The organism is Erwinia magellanica (assembly GCF_039023495.1).
GTDB lineage: Bacteria > Pseudomonadota > Gammaproteobacteria > Enterobacterales > Enterobacteriaceae > Erwinia.
Genome location: NZ_JBCHVC010000010.1, coordinates 15,412 through 29,646 on the forward strand (window position 1 = coordinate 15,412; position 14,235 = coordinate 29,646).

General features: G+C 55.8%; 15 protein-coding genes and 1 riboswitch. Of the genes, 6 read left to right on the forward strand and 9 right to left on the reverse strand.

Annotated features, from left to right (window positions below):
* Nucleotides 1-73 precede the first annotated feature (73 nt).
* The 7 genes from thiH to rsd form a co-directional block, all read right to left on the reverse strand.
* On the reverse strand, nt 74-1,192 hold the full coding sequence (gene thiH, locus AAH450_RS20755) for a 2-iminoacetate synthase ThiH (RefSeq protein WP_342911879.1): 1,119 nt from the start codon (nt 1,190-1,192) through the stop codon (nt 74-76).
* Nucleotides 1,189-1,965, reverse strand: coding sequence for a thiazole synthase (locus AAH450_RS20760; RefSeq protein WP_342911880.1), 777 nt, complete (start codon nt 1,963-1,965; stop codon nt 1,189-1,191). Before AAH450_RS20760 ends, thiH begins: the two co-directional genes overlap by 4 nt.
* A gap of 1 nt (nt 1,966) precedes the next feature.
* Complete coding sequence (thiS, locus tag AAH450_RS20765; RefSeq protein WP_342911881.1) at nt 1,967-2,167, reverse strand: sulfur carrier protein ThiS; 201 nt, start codon at nt 2,165-2,167, stop codon at nt 1,967-1,969.
* Nucleotides 2,148-2,912: a HesA/MoeB/ThiF family protein gene (locus AAH450_RS20770; RefSeq protein WP_342911892.1), complete on the reverse strand. Its 765-nt coding sequence runs from the start codon at nt 2,910-2,912 to the stop codon at nt 2,148-2,150. Before AAH450_RS20770 ends, thiS begins: the two co-directional genes overlap by 20 nt.
* Nucleotides 2,902-3,549 (reverse strand): thiamine phosphate synthase, encoded by a 648-nt coding sequence (thiE, locus tag AAH450_RS20775; protein ID WP_342911882.1) that lies wholly within the window; start codon nt 3,547-3,549, stop codon nt 2,902-2,904. Before thiE ends, AAH450_RS20770 begins: the two co-directional genes overlap by 11 nt.
* Nucleotides 3,546-5,477 carry a phosphomethylpyrimidine synthase ThiC gene (thiC, locus tag AAH450_RS20780; RefSeq protein ID WP_342911883.1) on the reverse strand — a complete coding sequence of 644 codons (1,932 nt, stop codon included), beginning with the start codon at nt 5,475-5,477 and terminating at the stop codon, nt 3,546-3,548. The genes thiE and thiC overlap by 4 nt, the downstream gene beginning before the upstream one ends.
* Before the next feature lie 88 nt (nt 5,478-5,565).
* Nucleotides 5,566-5,666, reverse strand: a riboswitch (TPP riboswitch).
* Between the two features lie 121 nt (nt 5,667-5,787).
* Nucleotides 5,788-6,294: a sigma D regulator gene (rsd, locus tag AAH450_RS20785; RefSeq protein WP_342911884.1), complete on the reverse strand. Its 507-nt coding sequence runs from the start codon at nt 6,292-6,294 to the stop codon at nt 5,788-5,790.
* An 81-nt stretch (nt 6,295-6,375) separates the two neighbouring features.
* On the opposite strand from rsd, the gene nudC reads away from it, so the two are divergent.
* The 6 genes from nudC to AAH450_RS20815 all read left to right on the forward strand — a co-directional run bounded on the left by nudC (nt 6,376) and on the right by AAH450_RS20815 (nt 10,842).
* Complete coding sequence (gene nudC / locus AAH450_RS20790) at nt 6,376-7,149, forward strand: NAD(+) diphosphatase (protein WP_342911885.1); 774 nt, start codon at nt 6,376-6,378, stop codon at nt 7,147-7,149.
* A gap of 40 nt (nt 7,150-7,189) precedes the next feature.
* A complete protein-coding gene (gene hemE / locus AAH450_RS20795; RefSeq protein WP_342911886.1) occupies nt 7,190-8,257 on the forward strand; it encodes a uroporphyrinogen decarboxylase in 1,068 nt (355 codons plus the stop codon).
* Nucleotides 8,258-8,259: 2 nt separating this feature from the next.
* Entirely contained in the window at nt 8,260-8,922 is a 663-nt protein-coding gene (gene nfi, locus AAH450_RS20800; protein ID WP_342911887.1) for a deoxyribonuclease V, read from the forward strand.
* 71 nt (nt 8,923-8,993) lie between these two features.
* Entirely contained in the window at nt 8,994-9,584 is a 591-nt protein-coding gene (locus AAH450_RS20805) for a YjaG family protein (protein ID WP_342911888.1), read from the forward strand.
* Between the two features lie 187 nt (nt 9,585-9,771).
* Nucleotides 9,772-10,044, forward strand: a complete 273-nt coding sequence (gene hupA, locus AAH450_RS20810) for a nucleoid-associated protein HU-alpha (protein ID WP_002438605.1) — start codon at nt 9,772-9,774, stop codon at nt 10,042-10,044.
* Between the two features lie 132 nt (nt 10,045-10,176).
* A complete protein-coding gene (locus tag AAH450_RS20815; RefSeq protein ID WP_342911889.1) occupies nt 10,177-10,842 on the forward strand; it encodes a DUF1481 domain-containing protein in 666 nt (221 codons plus the stop codon).
* 57 nt (nt 10,843-10,899) lie between these two features.
* Here AAH450_RS20815 and purD read toward each other — a convergent pair whose 3' ends face one another.
* Both purD and purH read right to left on the reverse strand, forming a co-directional pair.
* Complete coding sequence (gene purD, locus AAH450_RS20820; RefSeq protein ID WP_342911890.1) at nt 10,900-12,180, reverse strand: phosphoribosylamine--glycine ligase; 1,281 nt, start codon at nt 12,178-12,180, stop codon at nt 10,900-10,902.
* A 19-nt stretch (nt 12,181-12,199) separates the two neighbouring features.
* Nucleotides 12,200-13,789, reverse strand: a complete 1,590-nt coding sequence (gene purH, locus AAH450_RS20825) for a bifunctional phosphoribosylaminoimidazolecarboxamide formyltransferase/IMP cyclohydrolase (protein WP_342911891.1) — start codon at nt 13,787-13,789, stop codon at nt 12,200-12,202.
* Nucleotides 13,790-14,235 lie beyond the last annotated feature (446 nt).

The following is a 14,235-nucleotide window of genomic DNA, read 5'->3' on the forward strand; positions in this document are numbered from 1 at the left end:
GAGCGCGCCGGAGCGTTCAGCTTAAGGTTTATTTAGCGCATAAGCGTGCGGGCTACTTCGCTGGTTTCTGTTGTTATCGTCCCAGATAGCGATCCCAGTCTTTCCATACCGGCTGCATCCCCGCCTGGATCAACGCTTCTGCAACCTGCTGAGGATGGCGATTATCATGAGGGGAAAACTGCTCAAGCTCTCTCTGCGTCTCTGCATATCCGCCTGGCTGCGTTTTCGAGAAGGCGCTGAGGGTATTGATCGCCAACGGAACCACTTTATCGCGGAACTGCGGTGACTCTCTTGTTGAAAGAGACTGCTCCACCTCTGGCGCAAATAACCTGAAGGCACAGATAACCTGTACCAGCTGCGCTTCATCCATTTCAGAAGCGGGCTGGATGCCGCCTGCACAGGGGCGCAGTCGGGGAAACGCCACGGAGTAGCGGCTCTGCCACCAGGTTTTTTGCAGCCACAGCAGGTGCTCCGCCATCATATAGCAGTCGGTACGCCAGCTGTCGGAAAGCCCAATCAGCGCACCTAAACCAATTTTATCGACGCCCGCCCGCCCCAGCCTGTCCGGCGTCTCCAGCCGGAAGAAAAAGTCCTGTTTGTTTCCCTTCAGATGGTGCTGGCTGTAGACCGTTGAATGATAGGTCTCCTGATAAACCAGTACGCCATCAAGCCCCAGCTTTTTCAGCTCGGCATATTCCGCTTCGCTCATCGGCTGCACTTCCATCATCAGGGAGCTGAAATGCTGACGAATAGCGGGGAGATGTTCACGAAAATAGGCCATACCCACTTTCGCCTGATGTTCGCCGGTCACCAGCAGCAGGTTGTCAAAACCCAACGCGCGGATCGCTGCGCATTCGCGCGCAATCTCTGCGGCATCCAGCGTTTTACGCTTGATGCGATTACTCATGGAAAAGCCGCAGTAGGTACACTCATTCGCGCAGAGGTTAGAGAGATAGAGCGGCACAAACAGATTCACGGCATGGCCGAACCGTTGGCGCGTCAGCCGCTGCGCTTTTTGCGCCAGCGGTTCAAGATAGTGCATCGCAGCGGGAGAGAGCAGCGCCATCAGCTCTTCCCGTCCCACTTTGGCGGCATTCAGCGCAGCCTCAACGTCGGCTGAGGTTTTACTGTGAATGCGCAGGCGAATGTCATCCCATTCCAGCTTTTCCCACTGAGAGACAAAACTTTTCATTCCTCACCTCCCGCCTGCAAAAAACGGGTCAGCGGGCTGGTGGGCACGGCCTGTTGCACAGGCGAACCGGGGCCGCTTCGGTATGCCAGCGCGCCAGCTTCTACGGCCAGCCTGAAGGCTCTGGCCATCTGCACCGGATGCCGGGCGGAAGCGATAGCGGTATTAACCAGCACCGCGTCCGCGCCCATTTCCAATGCTTCACTGGCATGGCTTGGCGCACCGATACCGGCATCAACAATCACCGGCACGTTCGCCTGCTCAATGATGATGGCCAGCAGATCGCGGGTTTTAAGCCCCTGATTACTGCCAATTGGCGCACCCAGCGGCATCACGGCTGCGCAACCCGCCTCCTCCAGACGTTTACACAAAACGGGATCGGCATGGCAGTAGGGCAGCACGGTAAAGCCTTCTCTGACCAGAATTTCAGCTGCTTTCAGCGTCTCAATGGGATCGGGCAGCAGGTAACGCATGTCAGGATGGATTTCCAGCTTCAGCCAGTGAGTTCCCAGAGCTTCACGGGCGAGACGGGCGGCGAAAATCGCCTCTTCAGCCGTTTTAGCGCCGGAAGTATTTGGCAGCAGATCGACCCCCAGCTCCTGTAAAGGACGAAGAATAGCGTCATCGCCGCCACGCAAATCCACGCGTTTCATCGCCATTGTTACCAGCTGGCTACCCGATTCCCTTAAAGCTTCCAGCATCAGTCGGGGGCTGGAGAATTTCCCCGTGCCGGTGAACAGGCGAGAGGTAAAGGTTTTATCAGCAATTTGCAGCATATCAGCCTCCGGCGATAGCCTGGAAAATCACCAGCTCATCGCCCTCCTGTAAAATATATTCCGCCCAGCGATCGCGCGGAATAATCTGTTGGTTTACCGCCAGCGCAATGCCGGGCTGGCTGTGGGAAAGACGCTCCAGTAGTTCAGTCAGCATCACAGAACCTTCCAGCGTCACAGACTCATCATTCACAACGATCTGCATCGTGCTCTCCACACACCGGGCAGCTCGTGCTGCGCTCCAGGTTTAATGTCCGCCAGGTTTGCTGCCGCCCGTCAAAAAGCCGCAGCTTACCGTCCAGCGGGGAAGGGTGACCCGCCAGCATTTTCAAGGCTTCTAATGCCTGTAAGGTGCCCATGACCCCCACCACCGGCCCCAGCACGCCGGCATTGCGGCAGTTTCGCTGCGGCTCTGCCTGATCAGGCCACAGGCAGCGGTAGCAGCCCTGCGCAAACGGCGGCGTAAGAACCAGCAGCTGGCCGCCGAACCCCACCGCACTGGCACTGATTAACGGTGTGGCGCTCTTTACGCAGGCGGCATTGATGGCATGGCGAGTTTCCATGTTGTCGCTACAGTCCAGCACCAGATCGACCCACTCTACGGTTTCCTGCAACGTGGCTGCGGTCATCCGGCGTTCCAGCGCAATAAATTCCACCTGCGGATTGAGTGCCTGCAAATGCTTTTTCGCCAGCGCGACTTTAGGCTGCCCGGTTTCAGCGGTGCGAAACAGGATCTGTCGCTGAAGATTACTGATATGCAAGGTGTCGTCATCCGCCAGCACCAGCTTGCCGACGCCCGCTGCCGCCAGATAGAGCGCCGCCGGGGAACCTAATCCGCCAAGACCTACAATCAGTACGCTGGCCTCCTGAAGCTTTTGCTGAGCATCCAGAGCAAACTCTTCCAGCAGCAGCTGGCGGCTGTAACGGAGAAAATCGCTGTCACTTAACATCGGCTTCACCTCCCGTTCCGGCCAGCGCCAGCAAGGCGGCTGTTGCCGCCCGCCAGTCAGCGGCCTGGGTGATAGCGCTGACCACGGCGATACTGCCCACGCCGGTGGCCAGCACCTGCGGTGCCCTTTCCAGGCTGATTCCGCCAATTGCTACGGTAGAGATACCCTGCAAACGTAAGAGATGGCGTTGCAGCTCACTTAGTCCCTGAGGTGACGAGGGCATGACTTTGGTCTGCGTCGGGAACACATGCCCCAGTGCGATATAGGAAGGTTGCTCTGCCAGGGCGCGATCCAGCTCTGCATCGTCATGCGTGGAGAGGCCGAGACGTAAGCCCGCGCGGTGCACCGCATCCAGATCCGCCACATCCAGGTCCTCCTGACCCAGATGCACGCCATAAGCCTGATATTTAATGGCTGAACGCCAGTAATCATTGATAAACAGGCGGGCCTGATAACCTTTGCCCAGCGCTACTGCGTGCGCGATAGTCTGCTCTACCGCCGTTTCCGGAAGATCTTTAATACGAAGTTGCAGCGTACGCACGCCAGCATCCAGCAGGCGTTCAAGCCATGCCACAGTTTCCACCACCGGGTAGAGACCAAGCCGCGCGGCTGTTGCAGGAAAGGGGCCACGGCTCATGCTTTATCCTCCCGAATCAGCGCGTCGGCAGGATGATAGAGTTCACCGCCGCGCGTGCGGAAGGCTTCGGACATTTCGGCCATACCGACCTCAATCGGCTGCGCTTTTGCCTCCAGGCTGGCGGCATAATCACGCACCTCCTGGGTAATCTTCATTGAACAGAATTTAGGCCCGCACATGGAGCAAAAATGGGCCACCTTGCCCGATTCCTGCGGCAGCGTCTCGTCGTGGTACGCTCGCGCCGTATGGGGATCGAGCGCCAGATTGAACTGATCTTCCCAGCGGAATTCGAAACGGGCTTTCGACATGGCGTTATCGCGGATCTGTGCACCAGGATGCCCTTTCGCCAGATCCGCAGCATGTGCAGCGATCTTGTAGGTAATCAGCCCCTGCTTAACATCTTCTTTGTTGGGCAGACCCAGATGCTCTTTTGGCGTGACGTAACAGAGCATGGCGCAGCCAAACCAGCCAATCATGGCGGCACCAATACCAGAGGTGATGTGATCGTAGCCCGGCGCGATATCCGTAGTCAGCGGGCCAAGGGTATAGAAGGGCGCTTCATGACAATGCTTCAGCTGTTCTGTCATGTTGCGGCGGATCATCTGCATCGGCACGTGACCAGGGCCTTCAATCATCACCTGCACGTCATACTCCCAGGCGATTTTGGTCAGTTCGCCCAGGGTATGCAGCTCCGCAAATTGCGCCTCGTCGTTGGCGTCCTGAACAGAGCCGGGACGCAGACCATCGCCCAGCGACAGCGAAACGTCATAGGCTGCGCACAGCTCGCAGATCTCGCGGAAGTGCTCATACAGGAAACTCTCTTTATGATGCGAAAGGCACCATTTCGCCATGATCGAGCCGCCGCGTGAAACAATCCCGGTCAGGCGCTTTGCGGTCATCGGGACATAGCGCAGCAGGACACCAGCGTGGATGGTGAAGTAGTCCACCCCCTGTTCAGCCTGCTCCAGCAGCGTGTCGCGGAAGATCTCCCAGGTGAGATTTTCCGCCACGCCATTCACCTTTTCCAGCGCCTGATAGATCGGGACGGTGCCAATGGGTACCGGACTGTTACGCAATATCCATTCGCGAGTCTCGTGAATATTCCGGCCAGTAGAGAGATCCATCACCGTGTCGGCACCCCAGCGCGCTGACCACACCAGCTTCTCCACCTCCTCTTCGATAGAGGAGCTGACGGCGGAATTACCGATATTGGCGTTGATTTTCACCAGAAAATTACGGCCGATAATCATCGGCTCAGATTCCGGGTGGTTGATATTGGCGGGGATAATGGCGCGTCCGGCGGCCACTTCCTGACGAACAAACTCAGGGGTGATATTTTCGGGCAGGCTGGCACCAAAGCTGTTGCCGGGATGCTGTTGTAACAGCACCTCGCCACGGATGCGTTCGCGCCCCATATTTTCGCGCAGAGCAATAAATTCCATCTCCGGCGTGATGATACCCAGACGAGCGTAATGAAGTTGGGTGACGCAGCGGCCAGCCAGCGCCTTGCGAGGGTGGGGAAGATGTTCAAAACGAAGATGATCCAGCCCTTCATCCGCCAGCCGTTGCTGTGTATAAACAGAACTGAGCTGCCCGATGGGTTGCGTGTCACCGCGTTCGTTAATCCACGCCTGACGCAAACGGGCCAGCCCGCGGTGTACATCAATTTTCGCTTCAGGATCGCCATAGGGGCCAGCGGTGTCATACACCGGCACCGGCTCGTTGGCTTCGAACAGGGGCTTATCTTTGCTGCCGCCGGTTTGGGTCGGGCTGAGCTGGATCTCGCGCATCGGTACGCGAATATCTTCGCGCGATCCGTTTAGCCAGATACGTCTGGAGTCAGGGAAGGCGGTGCCCTGAAGGGAATCGATAAATTGCTGTGCTTCTGCACGCTGTTCACGACGGGTTGGTTTTTTACTGGTAGACATAGCGCGTTCCTGAAAAAAGGGAATGTGCTTGCCTGGAGTTCGGAGGAGTAAGCGCAGGGTGTGAAAACGTACGGATCCACACCGTCACTGAATGTTTACTCTTGTTCCCTTCGCAGGTACTAACCTGATCAGGTTCCGCGGATCCCGAATAAACGGTCTCAGCCCCTAAGGGCACTCCGACAAGAAGAATTTTGCCGGACTCACGCGTCCGACAAAACAGGGTTGGTGAAAAAGTAACCTCACCTTGTAGTGCCCCTTCAGCATAGAGGGGCTTTTTTAAAACTACAAGGCTTTTACAAACTGATAACGTTTACGCCGGACGAGCCAGCGCGCCATCGTTAGCGGCTACCGGTTTATCTGCGCTTTTTTCCAGCGCCAGCTGAATAAACTTATCTTCCAGCGTAAAGCGGGCTTCCAGGGCTTCCCCGACTTCAGACAGGGCGTTCTGGAATTCCAGACAGTTATCATGGTCGATAGCGCCTTCCAGATGCGTGTCGTAAACCCGCATAATTGTTTCAGTGTTGGCCTGTAGCGAAGGGTAGATAATCGCCGCTTTAGCCAGCTGCTCGCTGCCTTCCAACTCTTCGATAAAGCGTTCGTAGACGGTGAAATGGCCAGTGGAAAGATAATCGACCAGGCCCTGGCAGAAATTGTCCAGTGCGTTTTCGTCGAGCGTAGTCAGCGATTCCTTGTTAGGCTTGATGCCAACCAGATGATAATAGGCAATCAGCAGCTGCCTGCGGGAGCGCAGACAGAAGTCTACCAGGTCGCTACATCCGCCAACGCGCGCGGTAAGGACTTCTAACTGGTTAAGCATGTGTGACTCCAGGTAAGTAATATTTCTGTCTAGCCCCAATCCAGTACTTCAAAATTCTGCATGTTGAGGATGAGCAAATTTATGCAACGTGAGATTTCAAGCTTAGACGTTGGCTGGTGGGTTGTCAGTCATGAACATAAACTTTGGCTGCCCAAAGGTCAATTACCCTACGGTAACGCAGAAGAAAATGGGCTGGTGGGATCTACAGGATCTTTGCTTGGTGAGTGGCAGGGGGATCCTGTTTATCTGATCTGTGAAAACCGCCCCCAGGAGATGGGATCTTTACGGCAGATCCTCGACCAGGATGTCGGGCTTTTCCAGCTGGCGGGTAAAGGGATCCAGCTGGCGGAGTTTTATCGATCCCACAAATGGTGCGGCTACTGCGGCCATAAGATGCATCACAGCAAAACGGAAAGAGCCTGCCTTTGCCAGCATTGCCGCCAGCGTTACTACCCGCAAATTGCCCCCTGCATCATTGTTGCCATTCGCCGGGGTGAAGAGATTTTGCTGGCCCAGCACACCAAACACCGTAACGGAATCTATACGGTACTGGCAGGTTTTGTTGAAGTTGGCGAGACGCTGGAAGAGACCGTCGCGCGTGAAGTGATGGAAGAGAGCGGCATTAAAGTGAAAAATTTGCGCTATGTCTCTTCACAGCCCTGGCCATTCCCGCAGTCGCTGATGATGGCCTTTATGGCCGATTATGACAGCGGCGAGATCCAGATCGACCCGAAAGAGCTGCTGGATGCGGGCTGGTATCGCTTTGATGCCCTGCCGCACTTGCCGCCAGCCGGAACGGTAGCACGCCGGCTGATTGAGGATACCGTTGCCCTCTGCCGCGCCGAAGCGGAATGAATGCTATACTGCGCGCCTGAATTTGAGAGAGCCTTTAAAGATGAGTGAACTGAAGAACGATCGTTATCTGCGTGCCCTGCTGCGCCAGCCTGTTGATGTCACACCTGTGTGGATGATGCGTCAGGCCGGTCGCTATCTGCCAGAGTACAAAGCCACCCGCGCCGTTGCCGGTGATTTTATGTCGCTGTGCAAAAATGCCGAGCTGGCCTGCGAAGTGACGCTGCAACCGCTGCGGCGTTATCCGCTTGATGCGGCGATCCTGTTCTCGGATATCCTGACCATTCCTGATGCCATGGGTCTGGGCCTTTATTTTGAAGCCGGTGAAGGTCCACGCTTCTCCTCGCCAGTGACCTGTCGTGCAGATGTTGAAAAATTGCCGGTACCGGATCCGGAGCAGGAACTGGGCTATGTGATGAACGCCGTGCGGACTATCCGTAAAAATCTTAACGGTGACGTGCCGTTAATCGGTTTTACCGGCAGTCCCTGGACGCTGGCAACTTATATGGTTGAAGGCGGCAGCAGTAAGGCCTTCACCAAACTCAAAAAGATGATGTATGCCGAACCGCAAACTCTGCATCTGATGCTGGATAAGCTGGCAGACAGCGTCACGCTCTACCTTAATGCACAGATCCGTGCTGGCGCGCAGTCAGTGATGATCTTTGATACCTGGGGCGGCGTGCTGACTGGCCGTGACTATCTTGAGTTCTCGCTGCATTACATGCACAAAATCATCGATGGCCTGCAACGTGAAAACGACGGGCGCCGCGTGCCGGTGACGATGTTCACGAAAGGCGGCGGCCAGTGGCTGGAAGCGATGGCCGCGACCGGCTGTGATGCGTTGGGGCTGGACTGGACTACCGACATCGCCGATGCGCGTCGTCGGGTGGGCGATAAAGTAGCGCTACAGGGCAATATGGATCCCTCCATGCTTTACGCTGCGCCCGCACGCATCGAACAGGAAGTGGCGACTATCCTTGAAGGCTTTGGTCATGGCACCGGCCATGTCTTCAACCTGGGTCACGGCATCCATCAGGATGTGCCACCGGAACACGCGGGCGTATTTGTGGAGGCTGTCCACAAACTGTCACGCCCTTACCATCAGGGGTAAGCATGGATATTCAGGCATTAAAGCAGGAACAGTTAACGCGGGCGGCGGAAGTTGTTCGCGAAGATGACTTCGACGTTATGCCTCCACGCTATATTGGCGGTGCCGATGTGGGGTTTGAGCAGGGGGGCGAGGTGACACGCGCCGCCCTCGTGATTCTTGAGTATCCCTCACTGAAGCTGGTAGAGCACCGGGTGGCCCGTATCGCTACCACTATGCCTTACATCCCCGGTTATCTCTCTTTTCGCGAATATCCCGCGCTGCTGGCCGCGTGGGAGCAGCTTGAGCAGCGTCCCGATCTGTTATTCGTTGACGGACAGGGAATTGCCCATCCGCGTCGCCTGGGCGTGGCCAGCCATTTTGGTCTGCTGGTGGATGTCCCTACTATCGGCGTGGCAAAACGGCGTTTGTGCGGGAAGTTCGAGCCGCTGGGCGATGAGCCGGGTGAACGGCAGCCGCTGATCGACAAGGGCGAGCAGATTGGCTGGGTGCTGCGCAGCAAGCGGCGCTGTAATCCGCTGTTTATCTCTTCCGGGCATCGCGTTAGCGCAGATACAGCCCTGACGTGGGTAGAAACCTGCTTACAGGGCTACCGGCTGCCTGAGCCGACCCGCTGGGCGGATGCCGTCGCCTCTAACCGGCCCTCTTTTGTCCGACTTGGCCTGTAGGGTTAACGGTGTGAGCGCTCTTCTTTTCAGTTACACTGCTGGCCGCGCACTTATGTTTAAGAGATCCCACTATGTTACGTAATCCCATTCACCTGCGGCTTGAGAAACTGGAAAGCTGGCAGCACGTTACTTTTATGGCCTGCCTGTGTGAACGTATGTTCCCCAACTACTGGGCTTTCTGCCAGCAGACCGGTTTTGGGGATGCGCAAATTTATCGCCGTATTCTTGATCTGATCTGGGAAACCCTGGTTATCAAAGATGCCAAGGTGAACTTTGATTCCCAGCTCGAAAAGTTTGAAGAAGCGATTCCGGCCGCTGAGGATTATGACCTCTATGGCGTCTATCCCGCCATTGATGCCTGCGTGGCACTGAGCGAACTGCTGCACTCCCGTTTAAGCGGTGAAACGCTGACGCATGCGATTGCCGTCAGCGAAGCCTCCATCACCAGCGTCGCGATGCTGGAAATGACCCAGGCTGAACGTGAAATGAGCGATGAAGAGTTAAAAGAGAACCCGGCGGTAGAAGAAGAGTGGGACATCCAGTGGGAGATTTTCCGCCTGCTCAGCGCCTGCGAGGAGAGGGACCTCGACCTGATCAAAGGACTGCGATCTGACCTGCGGGAGTCAGGGATCAGTAACATCGGTATAAATTTTCAGCAATAACACGATAAAACGTGACTTCAGGCCTGATTTGTAGCGCCTTAAGGCTTCACATTCGCCCCCAGTCTGGTCTACATTTGGGGGGCTGAAAAATGTGGCTAGCGGTGCGTGAATGCAGGAGAGCGCCAAATTTGGTTTTTCCCTCGCACATGATGCTTAGCAAGCGATAAATACACTGTAAGGATAACTTATGAACAAGACTCAACTGATTGATGTAATTGCGGACAAAGCGGACCTGTCAAAGACCCAGGCTAAAGCTGCTCTGGAATCCACCCTGGCTGCGATTACTGAGTCTCTGAAAGAAGGTGATGCTGTACAACTGGTTGGTTTTGGTACCTTTAAAGTTAACCACCGTGCTGAGCGTACTGGCCGCAACCCGCAGACTGGTAAAGAGATCAAAATTGCTGCTGCAAACGTACCGGCATTTGTTTCTGGTAAAGCACTGAAAGACGCTGTTAAGTAATCGTCTGACGGTGAAAGGTTTTAAACAGGGGGGCGTAAAGCCCCTTTTGTTAAGGTTCTGGTTCTTTGCTTTTCTCTGCTTCAGCTACGCCTGCTGCGGCAAACCTGCCCGCAATGTGTGATAATCACACCCATGAGACAACACCCGTTTACCTTCTCCGCCCCTTTCCTGATGCTGCTTATGCTGGCAGGATGCAGTTCACGCTCCACGCTTCCTGATTTTACCGCCAGCGGCTATCTTGCCGACCGTGGCACCGTCAGGATCTGGCGTAAAGACAACCCTAACCACACCAGCCATCTTGTTACGGTCTATACCCCGTTCACGGGAGGCAGTAGCGAAACCACGGATTACCTGTGGCAGCAAGAGAAGCTGATTTCGGTTGAACGCCATGTCAAAGGGGATCATCCCGACGACGTGACGCTGAGGTTTGATCAGGATGGCAGCCTGAGCTTTATGCAGCGGCAGCTGGAGGGGCGACGTGAGGCGCTCTCACCGGATGACGTGGCACTCTACCAGTTCGATGCAGGTCGGATGCTTAAAATCAGTGACGACCTGCTGGAGGGGCGCGTATGGCTGAAACAGGGCCACTGGTCGCCTTCGGGCACGGTCAAGCTTTGCAAAGGCGGCGAAGAGAAGCCCAGCTTCGATCCTTTCTTTACCCGCTATATCACGCAGCATCAGCGAGAATCGGGCAAGCCGGTGAGTATTTCCTGGCTGGAAGCGCCCAGTGGAACGCAGCTGATTCTGGTTTCAGCCGACGATCAGTGTGCGACGGAGCCGCAAGAGGCGGATTTGTGAGAGCAGGCAGGGCGGGGTAGAGAGAACAGGGGCCGGATTCTCCAGCCCCCGGAACAACTATTTGCGGCCGATTGCGCGATAGCCAATATCGCTACGGCAGAAGCTTCCCTGCCATGAGATCGATTCCGCCAGTGCATAAGCCTGTTTTTGCGCCGCGGCAACATCTTCGCCCAGCGCCGTCACGCACAGAACGCGTCCACCGTTAGTAACGACTAAATCATCCTCCATCCTTGTCCCGGCGTGGAACACTTTGCCGTCAGGGGTCGCTTCCAGCGGTAAACCATGGATTTGATCGCCCGTGCTGTAATCGCCAGGATAGCCGCCAGCCGCCAGCACTACACCCAGTGAAGGACGAGGATCCCAGCGTGACTCTTTGGTATTGAGCTTGCCGTCCACGGCAGCCAGGCAAAGATCCACCAGATCTGACTGCATACGCAGCATGATCGGCTGCGTTTCAGGATCGCCAAAGCGGCAGTTGAACTCGATCACTTTTGGCTGACCGCTCTTGTCGATCATCAGGCCTGCATAGAGGAAGCCGGTATAGACATTGCCTTCAGCCGCCATGCCACGGACGGTCGGCCAGATCACTTCATCCATCACTCGCTGGTGGATTTCATCAGTGACCACCGGAGCGGGTGAGTAGGCGCCCATACCGCCGGTATTGGGGCCGGTATCGGCATCGCCCACGCGCTTGTGATCCTGGCTGGTGGCCATCGGCAGCACGTTTTCACCATCGACCATCACGATAAAGCTGGCTTCCTCACCATCAAGGAACTCTTCCACCACGATACGGTGGCCCGCATCGCCAAAAGCATTGCCTGCCAGCATATCCTGGATAGCTTCTTCCGCTTCCTGTAGCGTCATCGCTACAATCACACCTTTACCGGCGGCCAGGCCATCGGCTTTGATAACAATCGGCGCGCCTTTACTCCGGGTGTAGGCCAGCGCCGGCTCTACTTCGGTAAAGTTCTGATATTCCGCTGTAGGAATATGGTGGCGAGCCAGAAAATCTTTGGTGAAGGCTTTGGAGCCTTCCAGCTGCGCGGCCGCCTGCGTCGGCCCAAAAATTTTCAGGCCAGCGGCGCGGAAGGCATCCACCACGCCAATCACCAGCGGCGCTTCCGGGCCGACTATGGTCAGGTCGATCTTCTCGTTTTGCGCAAAGTTAAGCAAAGCAGGAATATCGGTGGCGCTGATGTTTACGTTCTGCAAGGCAGGCTCAAGCGCAGTACCGGCATTGCCTGGCGCCACGAAGACGGTCTCCGCCAGCGGCGAAAGAGAGGCTTTCCAGGCCAGCGCGTGTTCACGTCCGCCATTACCAATCACTAAAATTTTCATCGTTCTGTCTGCTCCGTAATTAATGGCGGAAATGGCGCATGTCGGTAAAGATCATCGCGATGCCGTGTTCGTCGGCAGCGGCAATCACTTCTTCATCACGAATTGAACCGCCAGGCTGGATGACGCAGCTCACGCCAACGGCGGCAGCCGCATCAATGCCGTCACGGAACGGGAAGAAAGCATCAGACGCCATGGCGGAACCTTTTACCTCCAGTCCTTCGTCGCTGGCTTTGATGCCCGCGATTTTAGCAGAGTAAACCCGGCTCATCTGGCCTGCGCCTATGCCGATGGTCATATTGTCGCGGGCATAGACAATGGCGTTAGACTTAACAAACTTGGCCACCTTCCAGCAGAACAGCGCATCACGCAGCTCCTGCTCCGTCGGCTGACGTTTGCTGACCACGCGCAGCTGGCTCTCTTCCACCATGCCGAGATCGCGATCCTGTACCAGCAGACCCCCATTCACGCGTTTGAAATCCAGGCCTGTCTGACGCTGCTGCCACTGACCGCAGGTCAGCACGCGAACGTTCTGTTTTGCTGCGGTAATTTTCAACGCGGCAGGGCTTGCGGAAGGGGCAATGATCACCTCCACAAACTGGCGGCTGATAATAGCCTGAGCGGTAGCTTCATCCAGCTCGCGGTTGAAGGCGATAATGCCGCCAAACGCAGAGGTAGGATCGGTTTTATAAGCGCGCTCGTAGGCATCCAGAATGGAGCTGCCCACTGCCACGCCGCACGGGTTAGCATGCTTGACGATCACGCAGGCTGCTCCGGTAAACTCTTTTACGCACTCCAGTGCCGCATCGGTATCCGCGATGTTGTTATAGGAAAGGGCTTTACCCTGAACCTGCTGCGCGGTGGCGACAGAAGCTTCCGTCACATTCTCTTCTATATAGAAGGCAGCATCCTGATGGCTGTTCTCACCGTAACGCATATCCTGCTTCTTGATGAAGTTCAGATTCAGCGTACGTGGGAAGCGGCCGGAAGGTTCACCAGTTTCGCCATGGTAAGCAGGAACCAGGCTACCGAAGTAGTTAGCAATCATGCTGTCGTAGGCGGCGGTATGCTCGAAAGCTTTAATGGCCAGGTCGAAACGGGTCTCCAGCGTCAGCGAGTTATTGTTGGCGTCCAGCTCAGCAATAATGGTCTGGTAATCACTGCTCTTTACCACAATAGCGACATCTTTATGGTTCTTCGCGGCGGAGCGCACCATAGTCGGACCGCCGATATCGATATTCTCAACCGCATCTTCCAGCGAGCAACCTTCACGAGCCACAGTCTCGGCAAACGGATAAAGGTTAACGACCACCATATCGATAGGGGAGATACTGTGCGCCTGCATGATTTCGTCGTCCTGACCCCGGCGTCCTAAAATCCCGCCATGAACTTTGGGATGCAGAGTTTTGACGCGTCCATCCATCATTTCCGGAAAACCGGTGTAGTCAGACACTTCAGTAACAGGAAGGCCAGCATTTGCCAGCAGGCGTGCGGTGCCGCCCGTGGAGAGCAGCTCGACACCGCGGCTTGACAGCGCCTGAGCAAATTCGAGGATACCGGCTTTGTCAGACACGCTCAGCAGAGCGCGACGTACAGGACGAGGTTGTTGCATGAGGTTTATCCCTTGGCTTTGGTTCGCATAGATAAGATCGTTACCTCAAGCTTAGCCATTTTCCCTCTATATAGAAGAAGAATGAATTCGGCCTCAGGTAACGCCCTTAACAGAGGCAAATATTTTGCGGGGGCATTGTAGCGAAAACGTTTGCGTGGCGCTTGTCTAATTTAACGCAAGCCGGTCAGTGTGGATAACTTTGTGCATAACCGCGTATAAACAGCCCTTTTGCTGTGGATTGCAGCGAACGCGCTATTTTTCGCAATTTAGGGGTTGTCACCCGTCAGGAACTCCCTATAATGCGCCTCCATCGACACGGAACAACGGCTTACCGGCCGCCGGGTTGAGAGGTTCAGCACGCTGAACCGCCGGAGAAAAACTTCTGAAATAGAAGTTGACTCTGAGGGAGGAAAGCGTATCATACGCCACCTCGCAGTAACGCCTCC

Excerpts from the sequence above, each read along its gene's own strand:
- rsd (WP_342911884.1), bottom strand. The coding sequence starts at position 6,294 with ATGCTTAACCAGTTAGAAGTCCTTACCGCGCGCGTTGGCGGATGTAGC.
- thiE (WP_342911882.1), bottom strand. The coding sequence starts at position 3,549 with ATGAGCCGTGGCCCCTTTCCTGCAACAGCCGCGCGGCTTGGTCTCTAC.
- purH (WP_342911891.1), bottom strand. The coding sequence starts at position 13,789 with ATGCAACAACCTCGTCCTGTACGTCGCGCTCTGCTGAGCGTGTCTGAC.
- hupA (WP_002438605.1), top strand. The coding sequence starts at position 9,772 with ATGAACAAGACTCAACTGATTGATGTAATTGCGGACAAAGCGGACCTG.
- hemE (WP_342911886.1), top strand. The coding sequence starts at position 7,190 with ATGAGTGAACTGAAGAACGATCGTTATCTGCGTGCCCTGCTGCGCCAG.
- thiC (WP_342911883.1), bottom strand. The coding sequence starts at position 5,477 with ATGTCTACCAGTAAAAAACCAACCCGTCGTGAACAGCGTGCAGAAGCA.
- AAH450_RS20760 (WP_342911880.1), bottom strand. The coding sequence starts at position 1,965 with ATGCTGCAAATTGCTGATAAAACCTTTACCTCTCGCCTGTTCACCGGC.
- nfi (WP_342911887.1), top strand. The coding sequence starts at position 8,260 with ATGGATATTCAGGCATTAAAGCAGGAACAGTTAACGCGGGCGGCGGAA.
- AAH450_RS20805 (WP_342911888.1), top strand. The coding sequence starts at position 8,994 with ATGTTACGTAATCCCATTCACCTGCGGCTTGAGAAACTGGAAAGCTGG.
- thiS (WP_342911881.1), bottom strand. The coding sequence starts at position 2,167 with ATGCAGATCGTTGTGAATGATGAGTCTGTGACGCTGGAAGGTTCTGTG.
- AAH450_RS20770 (WP_342911892.1), bottom strand. The coding sequence starts at position 2,912 with ATGTTAAGTGACAGCGATTTTCTCCGTTACAGCCGCCAGCTGCTGCTG.
- AAH450_RS20815 (WP_342911889.1), top strand. The coding sequence starts at position 10,177 with ATGAGACAACACCCGTTTACCTTCTCCGCCCCTTTCCTGATGCTGCTT.
- thiH (WP_342911879.1), bottom strand. The coding sequence starts at position 1,192 with ATGAAAAGTTTTGTCTCTCAGTGGGAAAAGCTGGAATGGGATGACATT.
- nudC (WP_342911885.1), top strand. The coding sequence starts at position 6,376 with ATGCAACGTGAGATTTCAAGCTTAGACGTTGGCTGGTGGGTTGTCAGT.
- purD (WP_342911890.1), bottom strand. The coding sequence starts at position 12,180 with ATGAAAATTTTAGTGATTGGTAATGGCGGACGTGAACACGCGCTGGCC.